The following is a 19,860-nucleotide window of genomic DNA, read 5'->3' as shown; positions in this document are numbered from 1 at the left end:
GCAGACGAGTTAGAACTCGGGTACGCACTCACGAGACATACCGGCGGCAATACGATCACGGGATGCCAGCTCCGGGCCTGTCGACGAGGTTCCGGACCGTCCTGCGCACCAGCCTCGGTTTCGCCGCGCTGGGCTTCGGCTCGAGCTTCTGCGGCGCCGGCGTGGTCTTCCTGCTGCTCACCCTGCAGGGCATCCCGCAGCACATGGCGGGCCGGGAGTGGATTCTCGCGGTGTGCGCCGCGGGGTACGTGGCGTTGTCGCTGCTCATCGGCACCGTGTGGGCCGGGTTGCTGCAGCGCCGCACGGTCGTCTGGTTCGTCCTCGGCCGCGCGCCGACGCCCGCCGAGGCGAGCCTGGCACTACGGCTGCCGGTCGACCTCGCGGTGGTCAGCGGCACTCTCTGGGCCGGCGGCACCGTGGTGCTCGGGGTGCTCGCGGCGGCCCTCGGCTCGGTCGCGGACGCGTTCGGCGTCGCGCTGACCATCCTGCTCGGCGGGCTGACCACCGTCGGGCTCACCTACCTGGCCGCCGAGTGGGTGTCGCGGCCGGTGATGAAGGCCGCGCTGGACGTCGCCCCGCCACGCGGCAGGCTGCCCACGACCGTGCTGACCCGGCTGGTGCTGACCTGGACGCTGGCCAGCGGCGTGCCGTTGCTGGGAGTGCTGTTGGTCGTGCTGCCACCGGACCTCGGTGACGCGGACCCACGGTACGCGCTGGTCTCGCTGTCGGTCATCGGTCTCGTCGTCGGCGCCCTCGCGACGGCGCTGCTCGCCCGCGCGGTCGCGGCACCGCTGCACCGGCTCCGGCTCGCGCTCGACGACATCGCCAGAGGGCGCACCGACGTCTCGGTGGGGGTGGACGACTCCAGCGAGATCGGCACCCTCCAGGCGTCGGTCAACGACCTGGCGACCGGCCTGCGTGAGCAGGAGCGGATGCGGGACCTCTTCGGCAGGCACGTCGGCGCGGACGTCGCCAGGCACGCCCTGGAGTTCGGAGCGTCGCTCTCGGGTGACGTACGTGAGGTGACCGCGCTGTTCGTCGACGTGGTGGACTCGACCGCCCTCGCCGCCCGGCTGCCGCCGGAGGAACTGGTGCGCAAGCTGAACCGCCTGTTCACCAGCGTGGTGGACGCGGTGAGCACCCACGGTGGCCTGGTGAACAAGTTCCAGGGCGACGCCGCGCTGTGCATCTTCGGCGCGCCGACGCGGCATGCCGACCCGGCGACCTCGGCACTGCGGGTGGCGCGGACGATCCGCGACGCGGTGACCTCCACCGGCGAGCTCGACCTCGGCATCGGCGTCGCGCGCGGGCCCGCGTTCGCCGGGCAGCTCGGCACGAGCAGCCGGTTCGAGTACACGGTGATCGGCGACGCGGTGAACGAGGCTGCCCGGCTCACCGAGCACGCCAAGCACGTCGAGGGCCGCGTCCTGGCCAGCGAGGCGGTGCTGGCCGCGTGCGCGCCTTCGGAGCGGGAGCGCTGGTGCCGCCACGAGACCGTGCACCTGCGCGGCAGGGAGCTGCCGACCAGCACCTGGGCCGACCTGGCCGAATGACTCGTGAGTGGCTACGCGAGTTCTAACTCGTGTAGGCACTCACGAGTCCTGAGCCGGCGTTCTGAGTCAGCCGGGTGTGACGGCCGGCCAGCGGAGCACGGTCGAGCCCCAGGTGAGACCCGCGCCGAACGCGCTGATCAACACCCGGTCACCCGCGTGCAACGTGCCGTCGGTGGCCGCGTCGGCCAGCGCCAGCGGGATCGAGGCGGCGCTGGTGTTGCCGGTGTGCTCGATGTTGAGCACGAGGCTGTCCACGGGCAGACCGAGCTGCTTGGCGACCGTCTGCAGGATCCGCACGTTGGCCTGGTGCCCGACGAACCGGTCGACGTCGCCGACCGTCCAGCCCGCCCGCTCCAGCACCGCCCGTGACGACTCGGCCATCCGCGCGGTGGCGTGCCGGAAGACCGCGGGCCCCCGCATGGACAGGTAGTAGTCGCCGGGCTCGTCCGACATACGCTTCCGGGAACCGCCCGCGGGCACCACCAGCAGGTCCGCGAGCTCGCCGTCGCTGTGCAGGTCGAACGGGCCAAGCGCGCCGGCCTCCCCGGGGTGCCCTGCGCGGAGCACGACCGCGCCCGCGCCGTCGCCGAAGATCGGCACCGTGCCCCGGTCCTCCGGGTCGACCAGCGTGCTGAACGCGTCGGCGCCGACGAGCAGTACCTCGCGCGACGCTCCCGCCGAGATCAGCCCGGCCGCGGTCGCCAGTGCGTAGACGAAACCGCTGCACACGGCGTTGACGTCGAACGCCGCCGCGCCGCCGAGCCCGAGGCGGCTCGCGACCTGCGGCGCGCTCGCGGGACACACCTGGTCGGGCGTCGAGGTGGCGAGCACCACCGCGTCGGCCCCGGTCGACCCCGCCGAGCTCAGCGCCCGCCTGCCTGCCTCCACCGCCATGTCCACTGTGGACATGCCAGGGTCGACGACATGCCGCCGGCCGATCCCGGTCCTGCTGCGGATCCACTCGTCGGTCGTGTCCAGCCGCCGGGAGAGTTCGCTGTTGTCCACCACGCGCGGGGGCAACCAGCCGCCGAGACCGGCGACCACGGCCACTTCGCGCGAATCGAGCGTGGCCACTTGCTTTTCCTCCAGCGGGCCAGCGAAAGGGGAAGCGGAGAGACGTTGAACCGACCCGGCACCCACTCTTATGGCCTACCAATCGGTAAGCCCCCGGCATGTGAGCTACGTCTCAATGAGAGTAATCAACTGTGCTAATCCGGACGTATCCTGACCGCTTTCTCGGGTATGAATCACGTATGAGTGCTCTCAGCGGTCGTGCGCTCAACCGCGCCCTGCTCGCCCGTCAGTCCCTGCTGAGCAGGCAGGCCGGGCCCGCGATCGAGATGATCGAGCACCTGGTCGGTATGCAGGCGCAGGCACCGTTCCCGCCCTACTACGGACTCTGGACGCGCCTGCGTGGGTTCGAGCCCGGTGAGCTCTCCAGGCTGCTGCTCGACCGCGAGGTGGTCCGCATCGTCGTCATGCGCGGCACCGTCCATCTGGTGTCCGCGGCCGACGCCACCCTGCTGCGGCCGCTCACGCAGCCGATCATGGACCGCGACCTGCGCGGTAACACCACCAACAGCCCGAAACTCGCCGGCATGGACCTGGACGAGGTGGCGGAGGCGGCGCGGGCGCTCCTCACCGAGCGACCGCGCGGCAACACCGAGTTCGCCAGGCTCCTCGGTGAACGCTGGCCCGAGCGGGACCCCAAGGCGCTCGTCTACGCGGCCCGCAACCTCCTGCCACTCGTGCAGGTGCCGCCCCGCGCGGTATGGGGCCGCAGCGGCCGGCCCACCTACGCCACCGTCGAGGACTGGCTCGGCAGGCCGCTCGGACAGCCCGATCCCGAGCGGATGATCCTGCGCTACCTCGCGGCCTTCGGCCCCGCCACGGTGCAGGACGTGCAGACCTGGTGCGGGCTGACCCGGCTCGGCGAGCTCGTCGAACGGCTGCGGCCACGGCTGCGCACCTTCCGCTCCAAACAGGGCAGGGAGCTGTTCGACCTGCCGGACGCGCCGCGACCGGACCCGGACATCCCGGCGCCTGCCCGGTTCCTGCCGGAGTACGACAACCTGCTGCTCTCCCACGCCGACCGAACGCGGGTGATCGACGACGCCGACCGCAGGCGAATGACGACGCCGAACGGGATCCAGCCTGCGGTGATCCTGGTCGACGGCGTCGTGAGCGGGCGGTGGAGGATCGACCGCAGCGGCAACCGGGCGATGCTGGAGATCACGCCGTTCGGCAAGCTGTCCAGAAAGGACATATCAGCGCTGACCGCCGAGGGCGGGCGGTTGCTGCGGTTCGCCGAGTTGCCCGATGGCGAGATCCGATTCACCACCGGTTCCTGAACGCGTGGCAGGTCCGCCCGCACCGGGCGCTCAGCCCTCCGTGGGCGGGTTCCGCGGCGGCGTCTCGGCCTGGTCGGCGGCGGGCAGCCCGGTCACTGAGACAGCCCCGATCGCCCCGGCGAACAGCGCCTCCGCCGGGCAGGTCACCAGGTTCGCCAGCCTGGTCAGCGCGTCGTCCCCGCCCTCGGGCGCGTCCGGCGGTGGTGCGGGGGTGGGCTCACTCGTGGCGATCGTGCTGGGCACCCGCACCTCCGCCGTGAGCGGCAGGTCACGCGAGGAGCCACCCACCGCGACGGTGTAGTCGCCCGCGCTGCGGATCCACTGGTGCCGCTCGGCGTCCCAGTGCGAGAACGACCGCGCGTCGAGGACGAACTCCACCTGCCGGGTCTCGCCCGGTTCCAGCTCGACCTTGGCGAAGCCCTTCAGCACGCGCGGCGGCTCCTCGTCCGCCTCCGGGTGGGTCAGGTACAGCTGGGCCACCTCCGCGCCGCCACGGTCGCCGGTGTTGGTCACGTTCGCCGTGACGGTGACCGTGCCGTCCTCGCCCACGACCTCGAGGCCGGCATAGGAGAACGTGCTGTAGGACAGGCCGAACCCGAACGGGAACAGCGGCTCGATGCCCTGCCGGTCGTACCAGCGGTAGCCGACGCCGAGCCCTTCGCCGTACTTCCCGCCCGGGAAGCGGGCCAGGTCGCTCGCCGGCACCTGGTCGAGCCCTTTCGGGAACGTGACCGGAAGCTTGCCGGAGGGGTTGACGTCTCCGAACAGCAGCCCGGCGATCGCGTTCCCGTACTCCTGCCCCGGGTACCAGGCGGCCAGCACGCCCGCGACGTCGTCGAGCCACGGCATCGTGACCGGTCCGCCGGTGTTCAGCACGACCACCGTCCGCGGGTTCGCGGCGGCGACGTCGGCGATCAGCCGGTTGTCCGCATCGGACAGCGCGATACCGGTGTGGTCCTTGGACTCCGTCGACCACTGGCTCACGAACACCACGGCGGTGTCGGCGTTCTCCGCCACCCGCGCCGCGCGTGCCCGGTCACCGCCGTCGTCGAAGCGCACCTCGGCCCCGGACTCGGCGGCGCGCTGCGCGATGCCGTCGTAGGGCGTCACGATCGACGGCGCGATCACGTGCGCGCTGCCACCACCGGAGCCGAGCACACCGGCGCCCGCGGCCTCGCCGATCACGGCGACCGAGCCGGTGGCGGCCAGCGGCAGCACCGAGCGGTCGTTCTTCAGCAGCACGGTTCCCTGCTCGGCGACCTGCCTCGCCGCCGCGACGTGCTCCGGCGTGGTCACCACCTGGTCCGGCGAGCCGGTGCCGGAACTTTCGAACAGCCCGTGCCGGAACATCTGCCCCAGGATGCGGCCGACCATGTCGTCGAGCCGGGAACCGGCCACCGCACCGGAGTCGAGGCCCGCACGCAACCGTGGCCCGAAGTGGCAGCCGCCGGGCATCTGCATGTCCAGCCCGGCGTTGGCTGCGGCATGGCTCGCGTGCAGCGCGAACCAGTCGGAGGTGGTGAACCCCTCGAAGCCGAACTGTCCTTTCAGGACCTGGCTGAGCAGGTAGGTGTTGTTGCAGGCGTGCACGCCGTTGACGTAGTTGTAGCCGCACATCACCGACGCCACCCCGGCCCTGACGGCGTCCTCGAACGGAGCCAGGTAGATCTCCTGCAACGTGCGCTCGTCGACGACGGCGTTGTCGAGCGCGGTGTTGCGGAAGGTCTCCTGGTTGTACGCCGCGAGGTGCTTGGCCTGCGCCAGCACCCCACGGGCCTGGATCGCCTCGATCTGGGCGCCGGCCAGCGCGCCGATCAGGTGCGGGTCCTCCCCGAAGGTCTCGAAGCCCCGGCCTGCCCGCGGATCGCGGAGCAGGTCGACACTCGGCGAGAGCGCGACGTCGGCGCCCTTCCCGCGAACCTCGGCGGCGAGGACGTCCCCGTACCTGGCCGACAGGTCGCGGCTCCAGCCGGCGGCGAGGGCGAGCGGCGCGGGAAGCTGCGTGACCCCGGTCTGCCCGTTGCCGACACCGGCGGGGCCGTCGGAGAGCCCGAGTTGAGGGATGCAAAGGCGCGGAATGGCGGGGACGAGCCCGGCGTAGACGGGACCGACGAACTCGAACGCGCCGGCCGAGCCGTGCACCATGCTCAGCTTCTCGTCCCGCGTCATCCGCTCCAGGACCTGGCTGACGCGGTCCGCCACCGGCGCGTCGGAGCCGACCCAGGGACAGTCCGGCGACGGGGGCTCCTGGGCTCGCGCGGGGCCACCGACGACGGCCGCAAGCGTCAGAGTCGTGACACCGAGCAAAGCCAGGCCGCGCCGCATGGACCCGCCTTCCGTCGAGACCGGAAACGCGAGTCAGTTTCACATACTTTGGCGGTCGCTACCAGTCCCCGAACTGCACGGAGTACTGATCTTCGAGGTCGGACCAGCGGTACCCGTGCGAACCGGCGGGCTTGGACTCCTCGTAGCGCTCGAGCATCGGCTCGACCAGTCGCCGCACCTGCTCCCGCAGGTCGGTGGCCGGATCCGGCTCGGGCAGGTCCATCCGTGCCTCTGGAGTCTCGATCGGCTCCGGGACCCCGCCGGCCTCCGGCACGGACACGGGCTCCGGTTCCGTTTCCGGGGCCGCGACGACGACGGGTTCGGGCTCCGGTTCAGGCTCCGGCGCCGGTTCGGGCCGAGGTCGGGGCTCGGGCTCCGGTCGTGGCTCGGCAGGCGGCTTCGGCGCGGGCATCTTGGGGGGCTCCGGCGGCGCTTGCCGCTCGACGACGCCACCCGCCACGTCCATCGGCGGCGCGGCCTCGCGCTGAGCACTCAGCACGCCGCCGAAGGCGACGACCAGCATCAGTACCGCGGCAGCCGCACTCGCGACGCCCGAACGGTGCAACCCGCGGCGGACCGGCGGCTCGACGGCCTCGGGATCACTCCCCGCGGACAGCCCCGTGGCGTCCGCCGCCGTATCCCAGCGGCGCTGGTGGGGCACGCGCTCGTCGGAAAGGCTGGCGGCGATGATGCCGGTACGGTCGAGCAGCTCGGCATCGTGCGGCGTGCTACGCAGAACCGTGGGCGCCATCAGGTCCCTCCATCGACGAACAACGCGCCGGCGAACGGCGAACTCCGCCCTGCACCGGTGTTTCGAAGTTTCCCCAGAATCATCGGCCGCAGGTGCGGCCGAACCACCTGGCTGTTTACCGGTCCGGCACACCCTTGTCACTAGCCCACACCGGCTTTACGGGCGAAACGACTCGATGGAGTGAACCAAAAACGCGCACCAGCTCGTTGAACGATTCACCGCAAAGTCTCGCCGAACCCGGGCCACCCGTCCGGGCGTAGACCAGGATGCGGGCTCTACTCCGAGTTGACCTACGACCTTGGGGGCCACGATTCGCCCGAATGGCGCATCACGACGATGCCGGACGCGCGTCTCTCCTACGAAGAGGTCGCACGCGCCAAAGCGGGCGGCAGCGAGGACAGACAGGAGTGGGCCGGTGAGCGACGACGCCGTACACCAGAGTCAGTTCGTGTCCCTGAACGGCAGCGGATCACGCGTGCTGTCCCGCCTTTCCTATGTGACGAGCGAGCCGTTCACGGTGGCGCTCGCGTTCCGGGTCGAGCCGGGGGAATGGGTGGAATGGGAGTTCGCCCGCGACCTGCTCGTCCGCGGACTGCACGAGGCCGCAGGCATCGGTGACATCCGGGTACGTCCGGACCTCTCCCTCGACGACGACATCCTCGTGCTCGAACTCGAGTCACCGGACGGCTATGCCGTGGTCGAGCTGCGCCGCAGCGACGTGCTGCGTTTCGTCGGCGCGACCCTCGAGCTGGTCCCGCCCGGCACGGAGAGCGACCATCTCGACCTGGACACCGTCATCGCGGTGCTCACCACGGCGACACCATAGGCACCCGGTGAGCGGCTCCTAGTCGCAGACGCCCTTGGCGAGCAGTACCCGGTCGAGGGACTCCCGGACACGCTCCGCCGGGAGCTCGCCGGATGCCACGGCCTCTTCCAGCCGATCGAGCACCGGGCCGACCGGCCCGCCAGAGGACCACAGCGCCTGGTCGGCGCCTGCCCGCAGCGCCGCCAGCACGGCCTCGGGCAACGGGTAGCGATCGGTGACGGCACGCATCGCACCGAGGTCGTCGGTGACGGCCGGACCGGCGAACCCGAAGTCCTCGCGCAGCAGCCGGTACGTGGCCGGGGACAGCGACGCCGCCTCGCCGCCGGTCAGCCCCGGCACGTCCAGATGCCCGATCATCACGGCGGCGTCGCCGTACTCCTCGATCCGGTCGTAGGGCACCAGGTCGTGCTCCCGCAGCTCGGCCAAGGGCGGGGTCCGCACGAGCGAGGCGTGCGAGTCGCCTGCCGCGCGGCCGTGCCCGGGGAAGTGTTTCAGCACGGGCTGCACCCCCGCGCCGGTGAGTCCGTTCGCGAACGCGAGGGCGTACTCCCTGGCCACGGCCGGGTCACCGCTGAAGGAACGGTCGCCGATCACGCCGTCCGCCGGCCCTTCGGTGACATCGAGGATGGGCGCGTAGTCGACGGTGACTCCCCGCGCGCGGAGCTGCTGCCCGCGCTTCTCGGCGAGCGCGCGCACCTGCTCGGGAGTCATGGTGCGCGCCATCTCGCGCGCGCTGGGCAGGTCACCGTCGAGCATGTCGAGCCGCTGGACCCGGCCACCCTCGTCGTCCACCGCCACCGACACCGGCACGTCCGCCGCCTGCTGCACCTGGTCGAGGGCGTCGCCGGTGAGCAGCGCGGTCTCGTTGCCACCGATGAAGATGCCGCCGATCCGCTCGTCGCGCACGAGTGCGGCGGTGGCCGTCGGGTCGCCCCCTTCGACGCCGACGACCACCAGTTGCGCGAGCTGTTCGCGGGTGCTGAGGTCGGCCACGACAGATTCGCAGGACGGATCACCAGCCGCCGTCGCAGGCGGCGTGGTGGTCGGCGCCGTGGTGGACGGTGCTGGCATCGTTGAGGAAGCGTCGGCCTCGTTCCCGGGCTCGTTGCCCGGTTCGGCGGGCGCGCTACAGGCCACCAGCAGGGAGGCGAGCGTGATCGTCAGCAGCAAGCGGTTCATCGGGAGCCAACCGTACGCCGTCGGGAAATCGTGATGAGCACCGTCGAGCTCGAGTTCTACTTCGACCCGGTATGCCCGTTCTGCTGGGTGACCTCGCAGTGGGTGCGCGAGGTCCAGCGGCACCGGCCGGTCGAGGTCACGTGGCGGCCACTGTCGCTGCGGCTGCTCAACGAGCCGATCGGCTACGACCACCGCCCGCCCGGCTACCCGGAGGCACATCAGCGCGGGCTGGAGATGCTGCGCGTGGTGGACGCGGCCAGGCAGGCAGACGGCGACGCGGTGCTCGGCGACCTGTACGCGGCGATGGGCGAGGCCGTGTGGCACGAGCCCGCGCCCGCGGAGGCGAGTTTCGAGGCGATTCTGGCCAGCACGGGGCGGGGCCGTGACCTCGGACCGATCCTGGAGCGGGCCGGGCTGGACCGCGCGCTCGCGGACGCCGCCGCGGACGACAGCCGGGACGAGGCGCTACGGGCCGAGACGACGGGCGCGGTCGAGCGGGCCGGCGGCGAGGTCGGCACGCCGATCCTGTCCTTCTCCCCGCCGGACGGCCCCGCCTTCTTCGGCCCCGTGATCGACGCCGCGCCGGCCGGCGACGACGCCTTGCGCCTGTGGGACTCGATCGTGACGCTGGCCCACTGGCCCGGCTTCGCCGAACTGAAGCGTGGTCTGCGGTCGTTCCCGGTGACTCCGCTCAGCGAACGACTCGCGCGCCAGAGCACCACCGTCCGCTAGCCCGCCTGAAAGCAACTACCGGCCCCTCGGTTCACGACCGTACCTCCGCGCACTCTGCCGGGTGCCGTCCATCCGCTCGACCACGAGGATGCTCGGGGCGCCCGTCCGCGCCTGACGTGCGCCCTCCCGCACGGCGTCGCGCTTGCGGCAGTGCCGGGACAGCAGGTGGCCCTCGTGCTCGACCAGCCACGTGAGCGAGTCCGGCGAAACCAGGAAACGTACGAGGTAGCGCCTGCGGATCACGATCGATTCCTCCCCAGCACCGGCGTTCCAATACTGCAACAACGTAGCAGCACCGCGACCGGTGGCAGGATTGACACACCCCTGTGATAGTGAAATACCCGCGACTACCGGAGGCAGCACATGAACGGCCGGATGGACGCGCGCCGGCTCTACGACGCGCTCGAGGCCCAGCGACGGGCACGGGGGCTTTCCTGGCGACAGCTTGCGCACGAGGCCGGGGTCAGCCCGTCCTTGCTCAGCCGGATGGGAAACGACCAGCGGCCGGATCTCGACGGCTTCATCGCGCTGGTGCAGTGGCTCGGCTCGCCTGCGGAGGAGTTCATGGTGTGGCCCGGCGAGCGGCCGCGTGAGCGGGCCGAGCCGACGCTGGAGGCGCAGCTCGCGCTCCTGCTCAGGGCGCGTACCGATCTCGGGGATGCCGACAAGGAGTACCTACTCGACATAGTCGAGGCGACGATGCGAAGGATCAGGGCGGACCGGCGGGAGAGATGAGTGTCCTTACGGCACGGTTTCAAGGCAGAGGCGAGAAGGCTGGCACTGGAAGTCCGGGACGAGCTGGGGATCGGGGTCTTCACTCCGCTGGATCCCTACGCGCTGGCCGAGCTCTACGGCATCGAGGTGCACGACCTGCGTGACCCGTCGCTGCCGACGGAGGCAGTGCGGCACTTCACCGGCGAACGGCCCGACTCGTTCTCCGCCGCGCTGGTCGCCGTCGGCACCGGCAGCGTGATCATCGAGAACCACGTGCACGACCCGGCGCGGCGCCGCTCGACCATCGCGCACGAGATGGCCCACGTCCTGCTTGAACACGAGTTCGGCCTGCTGTTCACCGACGATCACGGCTGCCGCACGTCGTCCGCCACCGTCGAGCACGAGGCGGCGGAGCTGTCCGGTGAGCTCCTGATTCCCTGTCAGGCCGCGCGCATGGCCGCGTTCCGGCGCTGGACGGACGTCTCCGTGGCACGGTACTTCCGCGTCAGCGAGCGCATGGCGCGCTGGCGCATGAACGCCACCGGCTCCCGCACCGTCGTGCGCCGCTGCACGAACAAGTGGCGGCGGCAGGTGGCCCACACGGGCGGATAGCGGGCCGGCTACCGCTGGGCGAGCCCGGTCTCGATCGCCCGCTCGACACGTGCAGGCCCGGCGCCAGGTTCCGAGACTGCCGTCCGTGGCGGATGCGGCACGAGGTCCGGTGCCGATAGAGTCCACCGAATCTGTGCGACGTCGCCGGAAGAGGTGGTGGGTTCGATGGTGAACCAGGAAGGCAGCGATCCCGCGCGAACGAAGCGAGCACGGCGCAAGGGGCTCGCCGCCGCGGTGGCCGCCGCTGCCGCGCTGACCACGGGTGCGGTGACACCGGCGAACGCGGAGGCGGCGGACACGGGCACGTATCCGGTGATCAACTCGGGGGTCGCGGCGCTGGCCAACGCCACCGTGCGCCCCGGAACGGCGCCCGCGGGCGCCAACGACTTCTCCTGCCGGCCCTCCGCCGAACACCCGCGACCCGTCGTCCTCGTGCACGGCACCGTCGAGAACATGACCTACAACTGGTTCTCGATGTCGCCGCGCCTGGCCAACGAGGGCTACTGCGTCTTCGCGCTGAACTACGGCCAGGACTCGGGGCTCGGGGTCGGACTGCCCGGCGCCTACCCCACCGGAGGCTCGGCCGCGGTGCCGAAGTCGGCGGCGGAGCTCGCGCGGTTCGTGGACAGGGTGCTCGAAGCCACCGGCAGCGACGAGGTCGACATCGTCGGACACTCGCAGGGCGGGATGATGCCGCGCTACTACCTGAAGAACCTCGGCGGCGCGGACGAGGTGAACCACCTGGTGGCGTTGTCACCTTCCAACCACGGCACCGATGTCCACGGTCTGGCACGGCTGCCCGGGGTGCCCGAACTGCTGAGCGCCGGGCTCGGCGATTCGGTGCGCGACCAGATTCGGGGCTCGGATTTCCTGACCGACCTCAACGCGGGCGGCGACACCGTGCCGGGCGTGGAGTACACCGTCATCCAGACGAAGTACGACGAGGTCGTCACGCCCTACACCTCGGCGTTCCTGGAAGGCCCCGACGTCACGAACGTGCTGTTGCAGGACGGCTGCAAGCTCAACGCCACCGACCACCTGGGCATCTCGTTCGATCGGCGCGCCGAGCAGTACGTCGTCAACGCGCTCGACCCGGCGAACGCGACGCAGCCGCCGTGCGTGCTCAGCCTGCCGGTCAACGCCGCAAGCTCGGCCGTTCGCTGACCAGGGGCACCACAGAACGGCTGCCCAGCCCGTAGGCAGAGAATGTTGTCAGCGCACGGCTTTCTTGACGAGCGCGGCGATGGTTTCCCCAGCCTTGTCGCTCAGCTCGGTCACGGCGTACGAGGTCGGCCAGAAACCGCTGTCGTCGTCGAGGTCGGCTTCGGGGCTGAACCCGAGGTCGAGTAGCGCTCTTTGTCATCGTGACCGCTGCGGAAGAAGCACACGACCTTTCCTTTCCTCGCGTACGCGGGCTGGCCGTACCACAGCTTCGGCGAGAGCTCCGGGGCGTTACCGGTGACGATCGCGTGGATGCGTTCGGCTACCGCACGGTCGGGTTCGGCCATCTGTTCGATCTTCGACAGCACGTCGGCTTCGTTGGCGGCTGCCTTGTTGCCCCGACCACGGCTTGCCTCCTTCCTCACCTCGGCAGCGCGTTGCTTCATGGCTGCACGCTCCTGCTCGGAGAAGCCGCTGGTCTTATGGTCGGACCTGGCACTCATCGCTGTTCCTCCCCCTTCGTTGATCAGTGTGTGGTGCTTGTGACGTTAAGCCTTTCCAGCGCCGGGGCTTCTTGAATCCTGATCGACTCGCGATGGCCCCGGGTCCATAGAGGCCCGTCCGTAGGAGCAGCGGAGGCCAAGGACCGGCCGGAGGAGCCGCCGGACGCGAGCTAGCGAGACCAAATGAGACCAGGGCAAACCGTTGCTACGCGGTTCGCCCCGGTCAGAGGCGCGGAAGCGGAGGGATTTGAACCCCCGGTCCCTCGCGGGACGCTCGCTTTCAAGCCGTGCGTAGCCATCTCTCGCAACGTCCGCGACCGTCCTGACCACGCTGGCGAACCTCCCCGGACAGTCGCGTACGGCGGCGAATGAGACCAGGAATGAGACCACGTGAGCACGGAGAACTCGACCTGAGCAGCCTGTCGGCCAGGCTCAAGCGGGAGCATACGTAGACCGTCCCCACGGGCAGCGCGTCGACCTCCAACACTGTTACGTTCGCCGCCCAACCTGCGATCACATGCCCGTGAGCGAGACGTACCCAGTAATCTCACGACGCAAGAACGGTGATCGGCTGATCGGCATCGCGGGTCCGCTGGCTCAAGACTTATATGCCGCCGGTACTCCACCCGTGCACGGCCTTGCCAAGAAGCCCGCTCCGTCTGCCCGTGTTGCCGATGTCCGGATTGGTGATCGGCTTCAGGCTGAGCGCGACGGTGATCGATGGGTCGTGCGAGACGCCCACGGGCATCTAGGGTACCTACGATGGTTACCTGGACATGATGGGAAGTCACACGCTGTCACTGGTCTGCCCATCCGCCTGCCATTGGCAGGAGTTCTCCATGTTCAGCGATTGGTCATAGATCCGAATGGCGTCGTCAAAGACATTGGCGGCTACGTTGAACCGAGCTAATACCGCATCCCCTCAGAACGGAGGCCCCAATCATGGTGAACGTCAGAGATGAGTTCGTTGCTCGCGGAGGCTTATCAACGCGCCCTCAGAGAGTCCGAGGCGCAGGACACCTCGAACGCTTCACGCGCGAAGCGCTGGTTGGAGCGGCCCAGGAGGTTCGCGACGGATTCATCGTAATGAACGTTGAGCACTTGTCCTTCTTGCCTCCGATCGGCCTCTGGCATCGCGCCGAAGTGGAAGACGACGCTGAAGGACACTCCGAACTAGTCATGTACGGACACTACCTCGAACTCCGACGCGCCCAGGATAGCGTTTTGCAGAACGCTCCCGATGACGCTCCCGAGGGACCGTCGACCATTTCGGACGCGTCAATTGGCATTGAGCCGCGGAACTTCGAGCCGGCAGAGTGGGCTACGCTTCACGAGGACGCGCCTCTGCCATTGACCGAGCGAGCGGCTCGTTCCAGCCTTCCCCCGCTGATCTGGCTTCTGTCTGTACCTGTGGCGTGGGGTGCTGCTGCGTTCTCGGGAAGCTTCCTGAAGCGCTTGGGCGAGGAGGCCGCTAGCAGTTTGATTTCATGGATTAAGGAACGGACAGCCCGTGCCCGTGGCAACGATCGCGATGCGCTAGTTCAAGTCAATTTCGAGGTCGGTGATCTCATTACTGTTTCTGCATTCGTGCCACTCGACCAAGACTCGAGCGACAATGTGAACTCGCTCCGTGAAGGTCTTGAAGGCCTTGGACGCGTAGCAAGTTTCGCTGGCTGGATGAGTGAGTCCGGCGGCCCATCCGAAGAGGAGGAGGTTCGGCTTGTGGCATTCTTCTATCGAGATAGCCAATGGCACTTGGCTTGGTGGGCAACCCCTGAAGAGGCATACTTGACCAAGTGGTTCGAACAGAACTGCCCCGATCCGCAGCGCTTTCTCGACCGCCCGCGCCTGGTCGCGGTCGACGGCGAGGAGACCGACGCTACCAAGGCGATGCCACTGCTGGAACACGACCAGGACGACGCGTTGCCGGGTGGCCAGGCGCAGTCACGCCCTCGGTTGGACTGAGCCGGTTCAAGGGACCCGACGCGGCCTACTGTGGGCTCCTCCTTACGAGTTGCGCTCCCTCATCCGGCGTCCAGAACAGCCAGCATTGCGGCGGACAAGCCTCACGATCCGCGACACGCTTGGCTGCGGTGGCGCGAAGTCGCTGCCAGTGATGGTCGTGACCTCAGTGATGTCGAACGTGTCGCGCAGACGGTCGAAGTCCGTGTGCTGTCCTGCTGCGAGCACTGCAGTCCGGAAGGTCAGCTCCGGCAGCACGTCGACCAGCTCTTCCGTGACAACGTTCGGTAGGTTGCCGATCAGCACGTCGTACGGAAGCTCCTTAACCAACCGCAGCGCGTCGCCCTGGACGACCGTCGCGTGGGGCACCTGGCGGCGCAGCGTGTCGATCAGCCGCGTATCGAGTTCGGCCACGGTCAGGCTCTTACAGGGCGGCATGTTGCGAGCGACCGTGCCCGCCCCTGCGCCGACTTCGAGCACAGTGTCGTCGGGCCGGATCCCTGCCGCTTCGAAAAGTAGCGTCAGCTTCTCACGGGAAATCAGGAAGTACTGCTCGAACATCGGATCCGCCAGCACGCTCAGTTCGTCGTTGTTCACCAGGCCTCCGTCATGTCTGCATCGTCCAACGCTATACCAAGCTGAGCAATTCCGCTCTCGATATTGGCTGGGACCTGCTGGCGTATCGCGACCTTAGCTATGGCGTTACGCAGCAGAACCTTGGTGCGGGTTGATTCGACCTCGGGAATCAGCGGCAGGAGCGACTTTAAGGTCGCCTCCGCGTCGTTCCACGTTCCAAGGTCAATCTGAGCTTGAAGCAGGTAGGCACGATGCAGGTACTGGCTTCGCGTCTCAGTCGGCGCAGTAGCTTCCACCGAGTGTTCGAACTCGGCTATCGCGAGGCTATCTCGTTGCAAGGATTGGGTAGCCATCGCCTTATGCCAAGCCAGTTCACGCTCGTCTATCCACCAAGCCCAGTCCGGATCATCGGACCACACACCTTCGAGATACAGAGACTCAATCTCTCCGAACAAGGAAGTGGCGGACTCATCGCCGCCCTGCGCGAGGGCCCTGGCCTTCCTTGTCAGGAAAAGCGCTCGGATCCGTGGGGAAAGTTCGTAGTTGCCTTCAAGTACCGACCTGGCGATCTGCAAGGCTTCGTTGGGCCTACCCATCGCTCCCGCATGCATACTTGCGTTCTGCAGCGTGAGTAGTTCGATGTTCCGATCGCCTGCCAAGCGCGTGTAGTAGAGCGATTCCTGATTCATCCTGCGAACCAGATCATGCTTCTCAGCATCGTAGGCCAGCCAACCGGACAGCTCAGCTACCTCGCCCGTAATCGCATTGAGGTCGTGCTCTATAGCTGGCTCGTATGCTCCAGTCCCGAGTAGGTTCTGTAGCGACTTGAAGAACCGGACCGACATTCGCACGATGTCGGCGGCACCGAAACGATTGTCCAGCGCGACCAGGTGTCTGAGATAGGCCTGTGCTGACTCAAGATACGAGGTATTGCCGTACTCGATGGCCACTGGCGGGGCAGTCGGCACAATCAGCGGTGACGGCGCTGGCGCCTCGGTCAGGCCGAGGGCCCGCGGTGACATCTCGAAGACTTCACACAGCTCGTCTTGCCACTCGGTCGCCTTCTTCTTCCCCTGCTCCCACCACCGATACTGGCGTAGCACGCTCTCGGGCTTCGGCGGCATCTGACCGCGCGCTCTCCGAGCACGCGCCAGGCGCGCGCACACGTCGTTCTGCGACCAACCCTTGGCCGCACGGGCACGCCTGAGCTTCGTCTGCTCTTCCTCGCCCACAGCACCTCCGATGCTGCATATTGCCTGGTCAGCTAGGGGTGAGCCGATAGGTACGCGACCGGCTCACCCCCGGCTCATCTACCTGGCGTGCTCGCTTCCGACGACTCTTGAACTCAACGGCAACAAGCCGAACGACAGGATCAGAGGAGGAGGCACGGATGGGTAAGAGGACCCGCTGCAGGCCCTTGTCGGCAACGGCGGTGGCACCGTGCGGAAGCTCGTTGGAATCGCGGTCGCGATCGCATTGGTGGTGATCGTTGTGAAGTTTCCGAGCGACGCAGCAACTTGGGTGAGGGCGCTCGTGGGTACCGGCTCGGACATCATCGACGGATTCGTCAGCTTCATTCGTCAGGCATTCTAGTTCCGATGGCCGCTTCGACATTGGAGAGCCGACGCTGCAGCTCATCGACGGTTTCCTGTAGCCCCGCGACTGTCTCACGAAGGTTGTGTGGCGGGTCAGGAATGGTGTTGCTGACGAAGGCACCGACGGTCGGCCGGACGACGAGCCAGCCCTCGTCGCGAAGGGTGCTCACGGCTCGCTGTGCGGTGTTGATTGCGACGTCGTATTCCTTCGCCAGCTCCCTGCTGGGCGGCAGCTGCTCCCCCGGCTTGAGCTTGCCACTGCGGACAGCTCGACGGATGGACTCGGCTACCTGTTCGTAGCGCGCAAGGCCCGGCTCTTCGCTCATCACGAAGCCGAGCATAGCCGGGGATGACCACTACTGACTTAGTTCACCCGGACAGCGGAACGACACGTTGACTCAACCTGACTTACGTTAAGCTGCGTTATCGTAGCAGGAAGGAAGTTATGAGGACCGAAACGACGACCGGCCGCCAGGCGCGCGAACTGCTGGACCTGGCCACCGACCCCGACATTTCCGCAGTTCAGAGGGAGGAAGAGATGCACGCGGAACGCGCCGAGATCGATCAGATCATCGCTGAGGTGGACCGCGAGTTGGCGGCCGAGGCGCGCACGGAGGCGTGGCGGCTGTCGCGGGAGTTCACCGATCAGCGCAGGGCGCGTCGCGCCTCGCGGCGAGCTGGGCGTGAGGTGCTGCGGGCGCTGCCGACGCGGCTGGACGTGGCCGAGGCCGCCGAGCTGGGCGGGGAGGCCGCGTGATGGCCGCGCCGAACACGGTTTCCGAGCTGCAAGACCTCCGGCTCATGCACCCGGCGCCGGATGCGCCGGTGGCGACGGTGGCGGCCTGGTACGAGCGCAAGGCTGAGGTGCTGGCGCACCTGGCCGCCGAGGGCAGCCGCAAGGCGGCCGGTCATGCCGAGGTCGCTCGACGGCACGCCGCCGCGTTGCTCGCCGGGATGCCCGGCCAGGGCAACGGTGCGCCGGTGCTCGTGGGGAGTGGTCGCCGATGACCGCCCGCCTGCACATCGACGAGTCCGAGGCTCCCGCACCGGCGGCACCTTCCGCCAAGAACGTCGCCGCCGGTGCGGGCCGACCCGACCAGCCAGCTGACCAGTCAGGAAGGAATCTCATGGTAGGCGACACTCACGTACCCGAGGTCGCGGAAGTGCGGCAGCGCGCGCTGCGGGAGTGGCGCATGGCCTCACACGCCGTCGGTGACTGGCTCGACCTAATTCGCCAGGGCGCCGAGAAGCGAGTCGGCAGCGCTGAGGCCGACGACGTGGTATGCGATCCCGCCTACAACGACGCCCTGCGAATCTATGCCGCGCTCGGCGGCGAGGAGGGCCGATTCGCGTCCCGTGCCGCCGCGATCGAGGCGGGTGAGGGCCGATGAACCCGCGCAACCGCAAGCAATCCGTGGTGACCGTGTTCGACGGCCGTAGCTACCTCGTGGCGTTGTGCCGGGGCTATCGGGAGAGGCTGCCGGTGTTCGGGTGGGGCGAGGCTCCGCCGACGCTGCTGACCCGCTCCCAGCTTCGCGCAGTCGATATGCGGCCCAACGGACAGGACCCGGTGGCGCTGCTGGTGTTCCGACACCACCGCCCGTATCGGCGGGAGACGGTGGCCGAGCTGTTCTCGGTGGAGCGTGCGGCTCCGCGCCGCACACCTACGCCTGCGCAGCGGCGGGCGCTGTCGTTCGCGCTGCGCGCCCGGCGGGTGTGTGTGGACTGCGCGCGGGAGATGTCCTATTGCGTGCCGACCTCGACGCGGCAGTGCTGGGACTGCTTCGACGCCGAGACCGCCGACACGACGGGGGTGGCGGCATGAGCGAGCGGGTGTTTCCCCTGCCACCGCCGGAATCCGATGCCCGGTTCACCTTCGGCCTGCTGGTCGACGTGCTCGCCCGGCACGGCTACCCGATGGCCGAGGCCACCGGGGTCGACCTCGTGGAGCTGCGGCAGGCGTTGTTCCAGTTCCTCTACGGCACCACCGGCCGCGAAGGAGGCCTCCGATGAGCACGGACGCCACGCATGTCCCGCTGTCGCGGGCCGACCGGCTGCGGCAGGACGCCGAGCAGGCGGCCGAGGTCCGCGCGTTATCGAACCACCCGGATGTGATCGCCCTGCGCGTGGAAAAGGTGCGCACGCAGGTCGATGCGGCCGTGTGGGCGGCAATCCTGCTGGGGTTGGCGTTCACGATGGTCAACGTCCAGACCTTCGCCGCCGCCGGGGCGGCCGTGTGGTCGCTGCCGTGGCTGGCCGCGTGGCTGCTCGACCCGATGGTCAGCCTCGCGTTGATTGCGGTGCTGCGGGCCGAGCAAATCACCGCCCGCTACCAGGTGGCACCGGTGCCGTGGGCGGCGCGCACGAAGTGGTTCACCTTCGCCGCCACCTACACGATGAACACCTGGCAGTCCTGGGCCGCGTGGGATGCGGCGGGGATCGTGCTGCACTCGGTGCCGCCGTTCGCGGTGCTGTGCCTGGCCGAGACCGCGCCGTGGCTACGGGACCGGCTCACCGAGGCCGTTCACGCCGCCGCCACCGAGGCGTTCACCGGCACCACGCACACCACCCCGGCGACGGCGCCCGCCGAGCATCCGACGAACACCGCTGCGGACACGGGCGAGGCGCCTGCCAACAAGGAGGCCGCGAACACCGCCGCCACCGCCTCGGTACCGGCGCGGGAGACCCGTTCTGCTCGCCGCACACCGGCCAGCAAGCCCGCGCAACGGGGCCCGGTACGGCGCAAGCTGCTCGCCGACTACGTGGCCGAGGCCCGCGCCGCGTGGACACCCGACGTGGAGATCTCCCCGGCGTGGGTGCGCTCGGTCACCGACTGCGGGCGCGGCACCAGCAAGGGCGTGGCCGACGCGCTGCGCGCCGAGCACCACCTCACCGAGGCAGACCAGGCCGCCGGTGAGCCGGTGACCGCCTCACTGCCCACACCGACCACCGAGCTTGCCGAGGCACCTACCGAGGTGGCCGAGGCGGAGAGGGAGGCCGCGTGATGAGCGAGCCGACGC

General features: G+C 68.9%; 24 protein-coding genes. 15 read left to right on the top strand and 9 right to left on the bottom strand.

The features are described 5' to 3' along the window. Window positions 1–62: 62 nt before the first annotated feature. Window positions 63–1,553: an adenylate/guanylate cyclase domain-containing protein gene (locus tag JAP66_RS07440; RefSeq protein WP_199430857.1), complete on the top strand. Its 1,491-nt coding sequence runs from the start codon at window positions 63–65 to the stop codon at window positions 1,551–1,553. A 66-nt stretch (window positions 1,554–1,619) separates the two neighbouring features. Here JAP66_RS07440 and JAP66_RS07435 read toward each other — a convergent pair whose 3' ends face one another. Further along, window positions 1,620–2,627: a beta-ketoacyl-ACP synthase III gene (locus tag JAP66_RS07435; RefSeq protein WP_199430856.1), complete on the bottom strand. Its 1,008-nt coding sequence runs from the start codon at window positions 2,625–2,627 to the stop codon at window positions 1,620–1,622. 179 nt (window positions 2,628–2,806) lie between these two features. Here JAP66_RS07435 and JAP66_RS07430 point away from each other — a divergent pair, with 179 nt between their 5' ends. Next, entirely contained in the window at window positions 2,807–3,904 is a 1,098-nt protein-coding gene (locus tag JAP66_RS07430) for a winged helix DNA-binding domain-containing protein (protein WP_199430855.1), read from the top strand. Window positions 3,905–3,934: 30 nt separating this feature from the next. Here the strand turns inward: JAP66_RS07430 and JAP66_RS07425 are convergent, their stop codons facing one another. Then, window positions 3,935–6,229: a beta-glucosidase family protein gene (locus JAP66_RS07425; protein WP_199430854.1), complete on the bottom strand. Its 2,295-nt coding sequence runs from the start codon at window positions 6,227–6,229 to the stop codon at window positions 3,935–3,937. 58 nt (window positions 6,230–6,287) lie between these two features. Next, complete coding sequence (locus tag JAP66_RS07420) at window positions 6,288–6,980, bottom strand: hypothetical protein (RefSeq protein ID WP_199430853.1); 693 nt, start codon at window positions 6,978–6,980, stop codon at window positions 6,288–6,290. Between the two features lie 415 nt (window positions 6,981–7,395). Between JAP66_RS07420 and JAP66_RS07415 the strand changes: the two genes are divergently transcribed. Continuing rightward, window positions 7,396–7,806, top strand: a complete 411-nt coding sequence (locus JAP66_RS07415) for an SsgA family sporulation/cell division regulator (RefSeq protein ID WP_199430852.1) — start codon at window positions 7,396–7,398, stop codon at window positions 7,804–7,806. A gap of 18 nt (window positions 7,807–7,824) precedes the next feature. On the opposite strand, the gene JAP66_RS07410 is transcribed toward JAP66_RS07415, so the two are convergent. Next, entirely contained in the window at window positions 7,825–8,985 is a 1,161-nt protein-coding gene (locus JAP66_RS07410) for a glycoside hydrolase family 3 N-terminal domain-containing protein (protein WP_199430851.1), read from the bottom strand. 33 nt (window positions 8,986–9,018) lie between these two features. Between JAP66_RS07410 and JAP66_RS07405 the strand changes: the two genes are divergently transcribed. Then, a complete protein-coding gene (locus tag JAP66_RS07405) occupies window positions 9,019–9,717 on the top strand; it encodes a mycothiol-dependent nitroreductase Rv2466c family protein (RefSeq protein ID WP_199430850.1) in 699 nt (232 codons plus the stop codon). A 15-nt stretch (window positions 9,718–9,732) separates the two neighbouring features. On the opposite strand, the gene JAP66_RS07400 is transcribed toward JAP66_RS07405, so the two are convergent. Then, the gene (locus JAP66_RS07400) at window positions 9,733–9,960 is read right to left on the bottom strand and encodes a DUF2188 domain-containing protein (RefSeq protein WP_372448943.1); all 228 of its coding nucleotides are present in this window, start codon (window positions 9,958–9,960) and stop codon (window positions 9,733–9,735) included. Between the two features lie 120 nt (window positions 9,961–10,080). Here JAP66_RS07400 and JAP66_RS07395 point away from each other — a divergent pair, with 120 nt between their 5' ends. The 3 genes from JAP66_RS07395 (at window position 10,081) to JAP66_RS07385 (ending at window position 12,207) form a co-directional block, all read left to right on the top strand. Further along, on the top strand, window positions 10,081–10,452 hold the full coding sequence (locus JAP66_RS07395; protein WP_199430849.1) for a helix-turn-helix domain-containing protein: 372 nt from the start codon (window positions 10,081–10,083) through the stop codon (window positions 10,450–10,452). Further along, window positions 10,453–11,043 carry an ImmA/IrrE family metallo-endopeptidase gene (locus JAP66_RS07390; protein ID WP_199430848.1) on the top strand — a complete coding sequence of 197 codons (591 nt, stop codon included), beginning with the start codon at window positions 10,453–10,455 and terminating at the stop codon, window positions 11,041–11,043. 165 nt (window positions 11,044–11,208) lie between these two features. Next, complete coding sequence (locus JAP66_RS07385) at window positions 11,209–12,207, top strand: esterase/lipase family protein (protein ID WP_199430847.1); 999 nt, start codon at window positions 11,209–11,211, stop codon at window positions 12,205–12,207. 110 nt (window positions 12,208–12,317) lie between these two features. Here JAP66_RS07385 and JAP66_RS07380 read toward each other — a convergent pair whose 3' ends face one another. Next, entirely contained in the window at window positions 12,318–12,707 is a 390-nt protein-coding gene (locus JAP66_RS07380) for a DUF1801 domain-containing protein (RefSeq protein WP_307849473.1), read from the bottom strand. A gap of 1,086 nt (window positions 12,708–13,793) precedes the next feature. Between JAP66_RS07380 and JAP66_RS07375 the strand changes: the two genes are divergently transcribed. After that, the gene (locus JAP66_RS07375) at window positions 13,794–14,672 is read left to right on the top strand and encodes a hypothetical protein (RefSeq protein WP_199430846.1); all 879 of its coding nucleotides are present in this window, start codon (window positions 13,794–13,796) and stop codon (window positions 14,670–14,672) included. Window positions 14,673–14,714: 42 nt separating this feature from the next. Here the strand turns inward: JAP66_RS07375 and JAP66_RS07370 are convergent, their stop codons facing one another. Beyond that, window positions 14,715–15,266, bottom strand: coding sequence for an rRNA adenine N-6-methyltransferase family protein (locus tag JAP66_RS07370; RefSeq protein WP_199430845.1), 552 nt, complete (start codon window positions 15,264–15,266; stop codon window positions 14,715–14,717). Next, window positions 15,263–16,477 (bottom strand): NsdA family TPR-like regulatory protein, encoded by a 1,215-nt coding sequence (locus JAP66_RS07365; protein WP_199430844.1) that lies wholly within the window; start codon window positions 16,475–16,477, stop codon window positions 15,263–15,265. Before JAP66_RS07365 ends, JAP66_RS07370 begins: the two co-directional genes overlap by 4 nt. 208 nt (window positions 16,478–16,685) lie before the next feature. Between JAP66_RS07365 and JAP66_RS07360 the strand changes: the two genes are divergently transcribed. Next, entirely contained in the window at window positions 16,686–16,838 is a 153-nt protein-coding gene (locus tag JAP66_RS07360) for a hypothetical protein (protein WP_199430843.1), read from the top strand. On the opposite strand, the gene JAP66_RS07355 is transcribed toward JAP66_RS07360, so the two are convergent. After that, window positions 16,819–17,166: a GntR family transcriptional regulator gene (locus JAP66_RS07355; RefSeq protein ID WP_235998863.1), complete on the bottom strand. Its 348-nt coding sequence runs from the start codon at window positions 17,164–17,166 to the stop codon at window positions 16,819–16,821. The genes JAP66_RS07360 and JAP66_RS07355 overlap by 20 nt on opposite strands. A gap of 119 nt (window positions 17,167–17,285) precedes the next feature. Between JAP66_RS07355 and JAP66_RS07350 the strand changes: the two genes are divergently transcribed. From JAP66_RS07350 to JAP66_RS07325, 6 genes are all read left to right on the top strand, one after another. After that, the gene (locus tag JAP66_RS07350) at window positions 17,286–17,597 is read left to right on the top strand and encodes a hypothetical protein (RefSeq protein ID WP_199430841.1); all 312 of its coding nucleotides are present in this window, start codon (window positions 17,286–17,288) and stop codon (window positions 17,595–17,597) included. Then, entirely contained in the window at window positions 17,597–17,848 is a 252-nt protein-coding gene (locus tag JAP66_RS07345; RefSeq protein ID WP_199430840.1) for a hypothetical protein, read from the top strand. Before JAP66_RS07350 ends, JAP66_RS07345 begins: the two co-directional genes overlap by 1 nt. Window positions 17,849–17,967: 119 nt before the next feature. Then, window positions 17,968–18,231 carry a hypothetical protein gene (locus JAP66_RS07340; protein ID WP_199430839.1) on the top strand — a complete coding sequence of 88 codons (264 nt, stop codon included), beginning with the start codon at window positions 17,968–17,970 and terminating at the stop codon, window positions 18,229–18,231. Beyond that, on the top strand, window positions 18,228–18,665 hold the full coding sequence (locus JAP66_RS07335) for an RRQRL motif-containing zinc-binding protein (RefSeq protein ID WP_199430838.1): 438 nt from the start codon (window positions 18,228–18,230) through the stop codon (window positions 18,663–18,665). Before JAP66_RS07340 ends, JAP66_RS07335 begins: the two co-directional genes overlap by 4 nt. Next, on the top strand, window positions 18,662–18,853 hold the full coding sequence (locus JAP66_RS07330; RefSeq protein WP_199431158.1) for a hypothetical protein: 192 nt from the start codon (window positions 18,662–18,664) through the stop codon (window positions 18,851–18,853). Before JAP66_RS07335 ends, JAP66_RS07330 begins: the two co-directional genes overlap by 4 nt. Next, window positions 18,850–19,845 (top strand): hypothetical protein, encoded by a 996-nt coding sequence (locus JAP66_RS07325; RefSeq protein ID WP_199430837.1) that lies wholly within the window; start codon window positions 18,850–18,852, stop codon window positions 19,843–19,845. Before JAP66_RS07330 ends, JAP66_RS07325 begins: the two co-directional genes overlap by 4 nt. Window positions 19,846–19,860 lie beyond the last annotated feature (15 nt).

This window comes from Qaidamihabitans albus, from assembly GCF_016464705.1.
GTDB lineage: Bacteria > Actinomycetota > Actinomycetes > Mycobacteriales > Pseudonocardiaceae > Qaidamihabitans > Qaidamihabitans albus.
The sequence above is the reverse complement of the archived record's forward strand: the minus strand, read 5'-3'. Positions and strand labels throughout refer to the sequence as shown.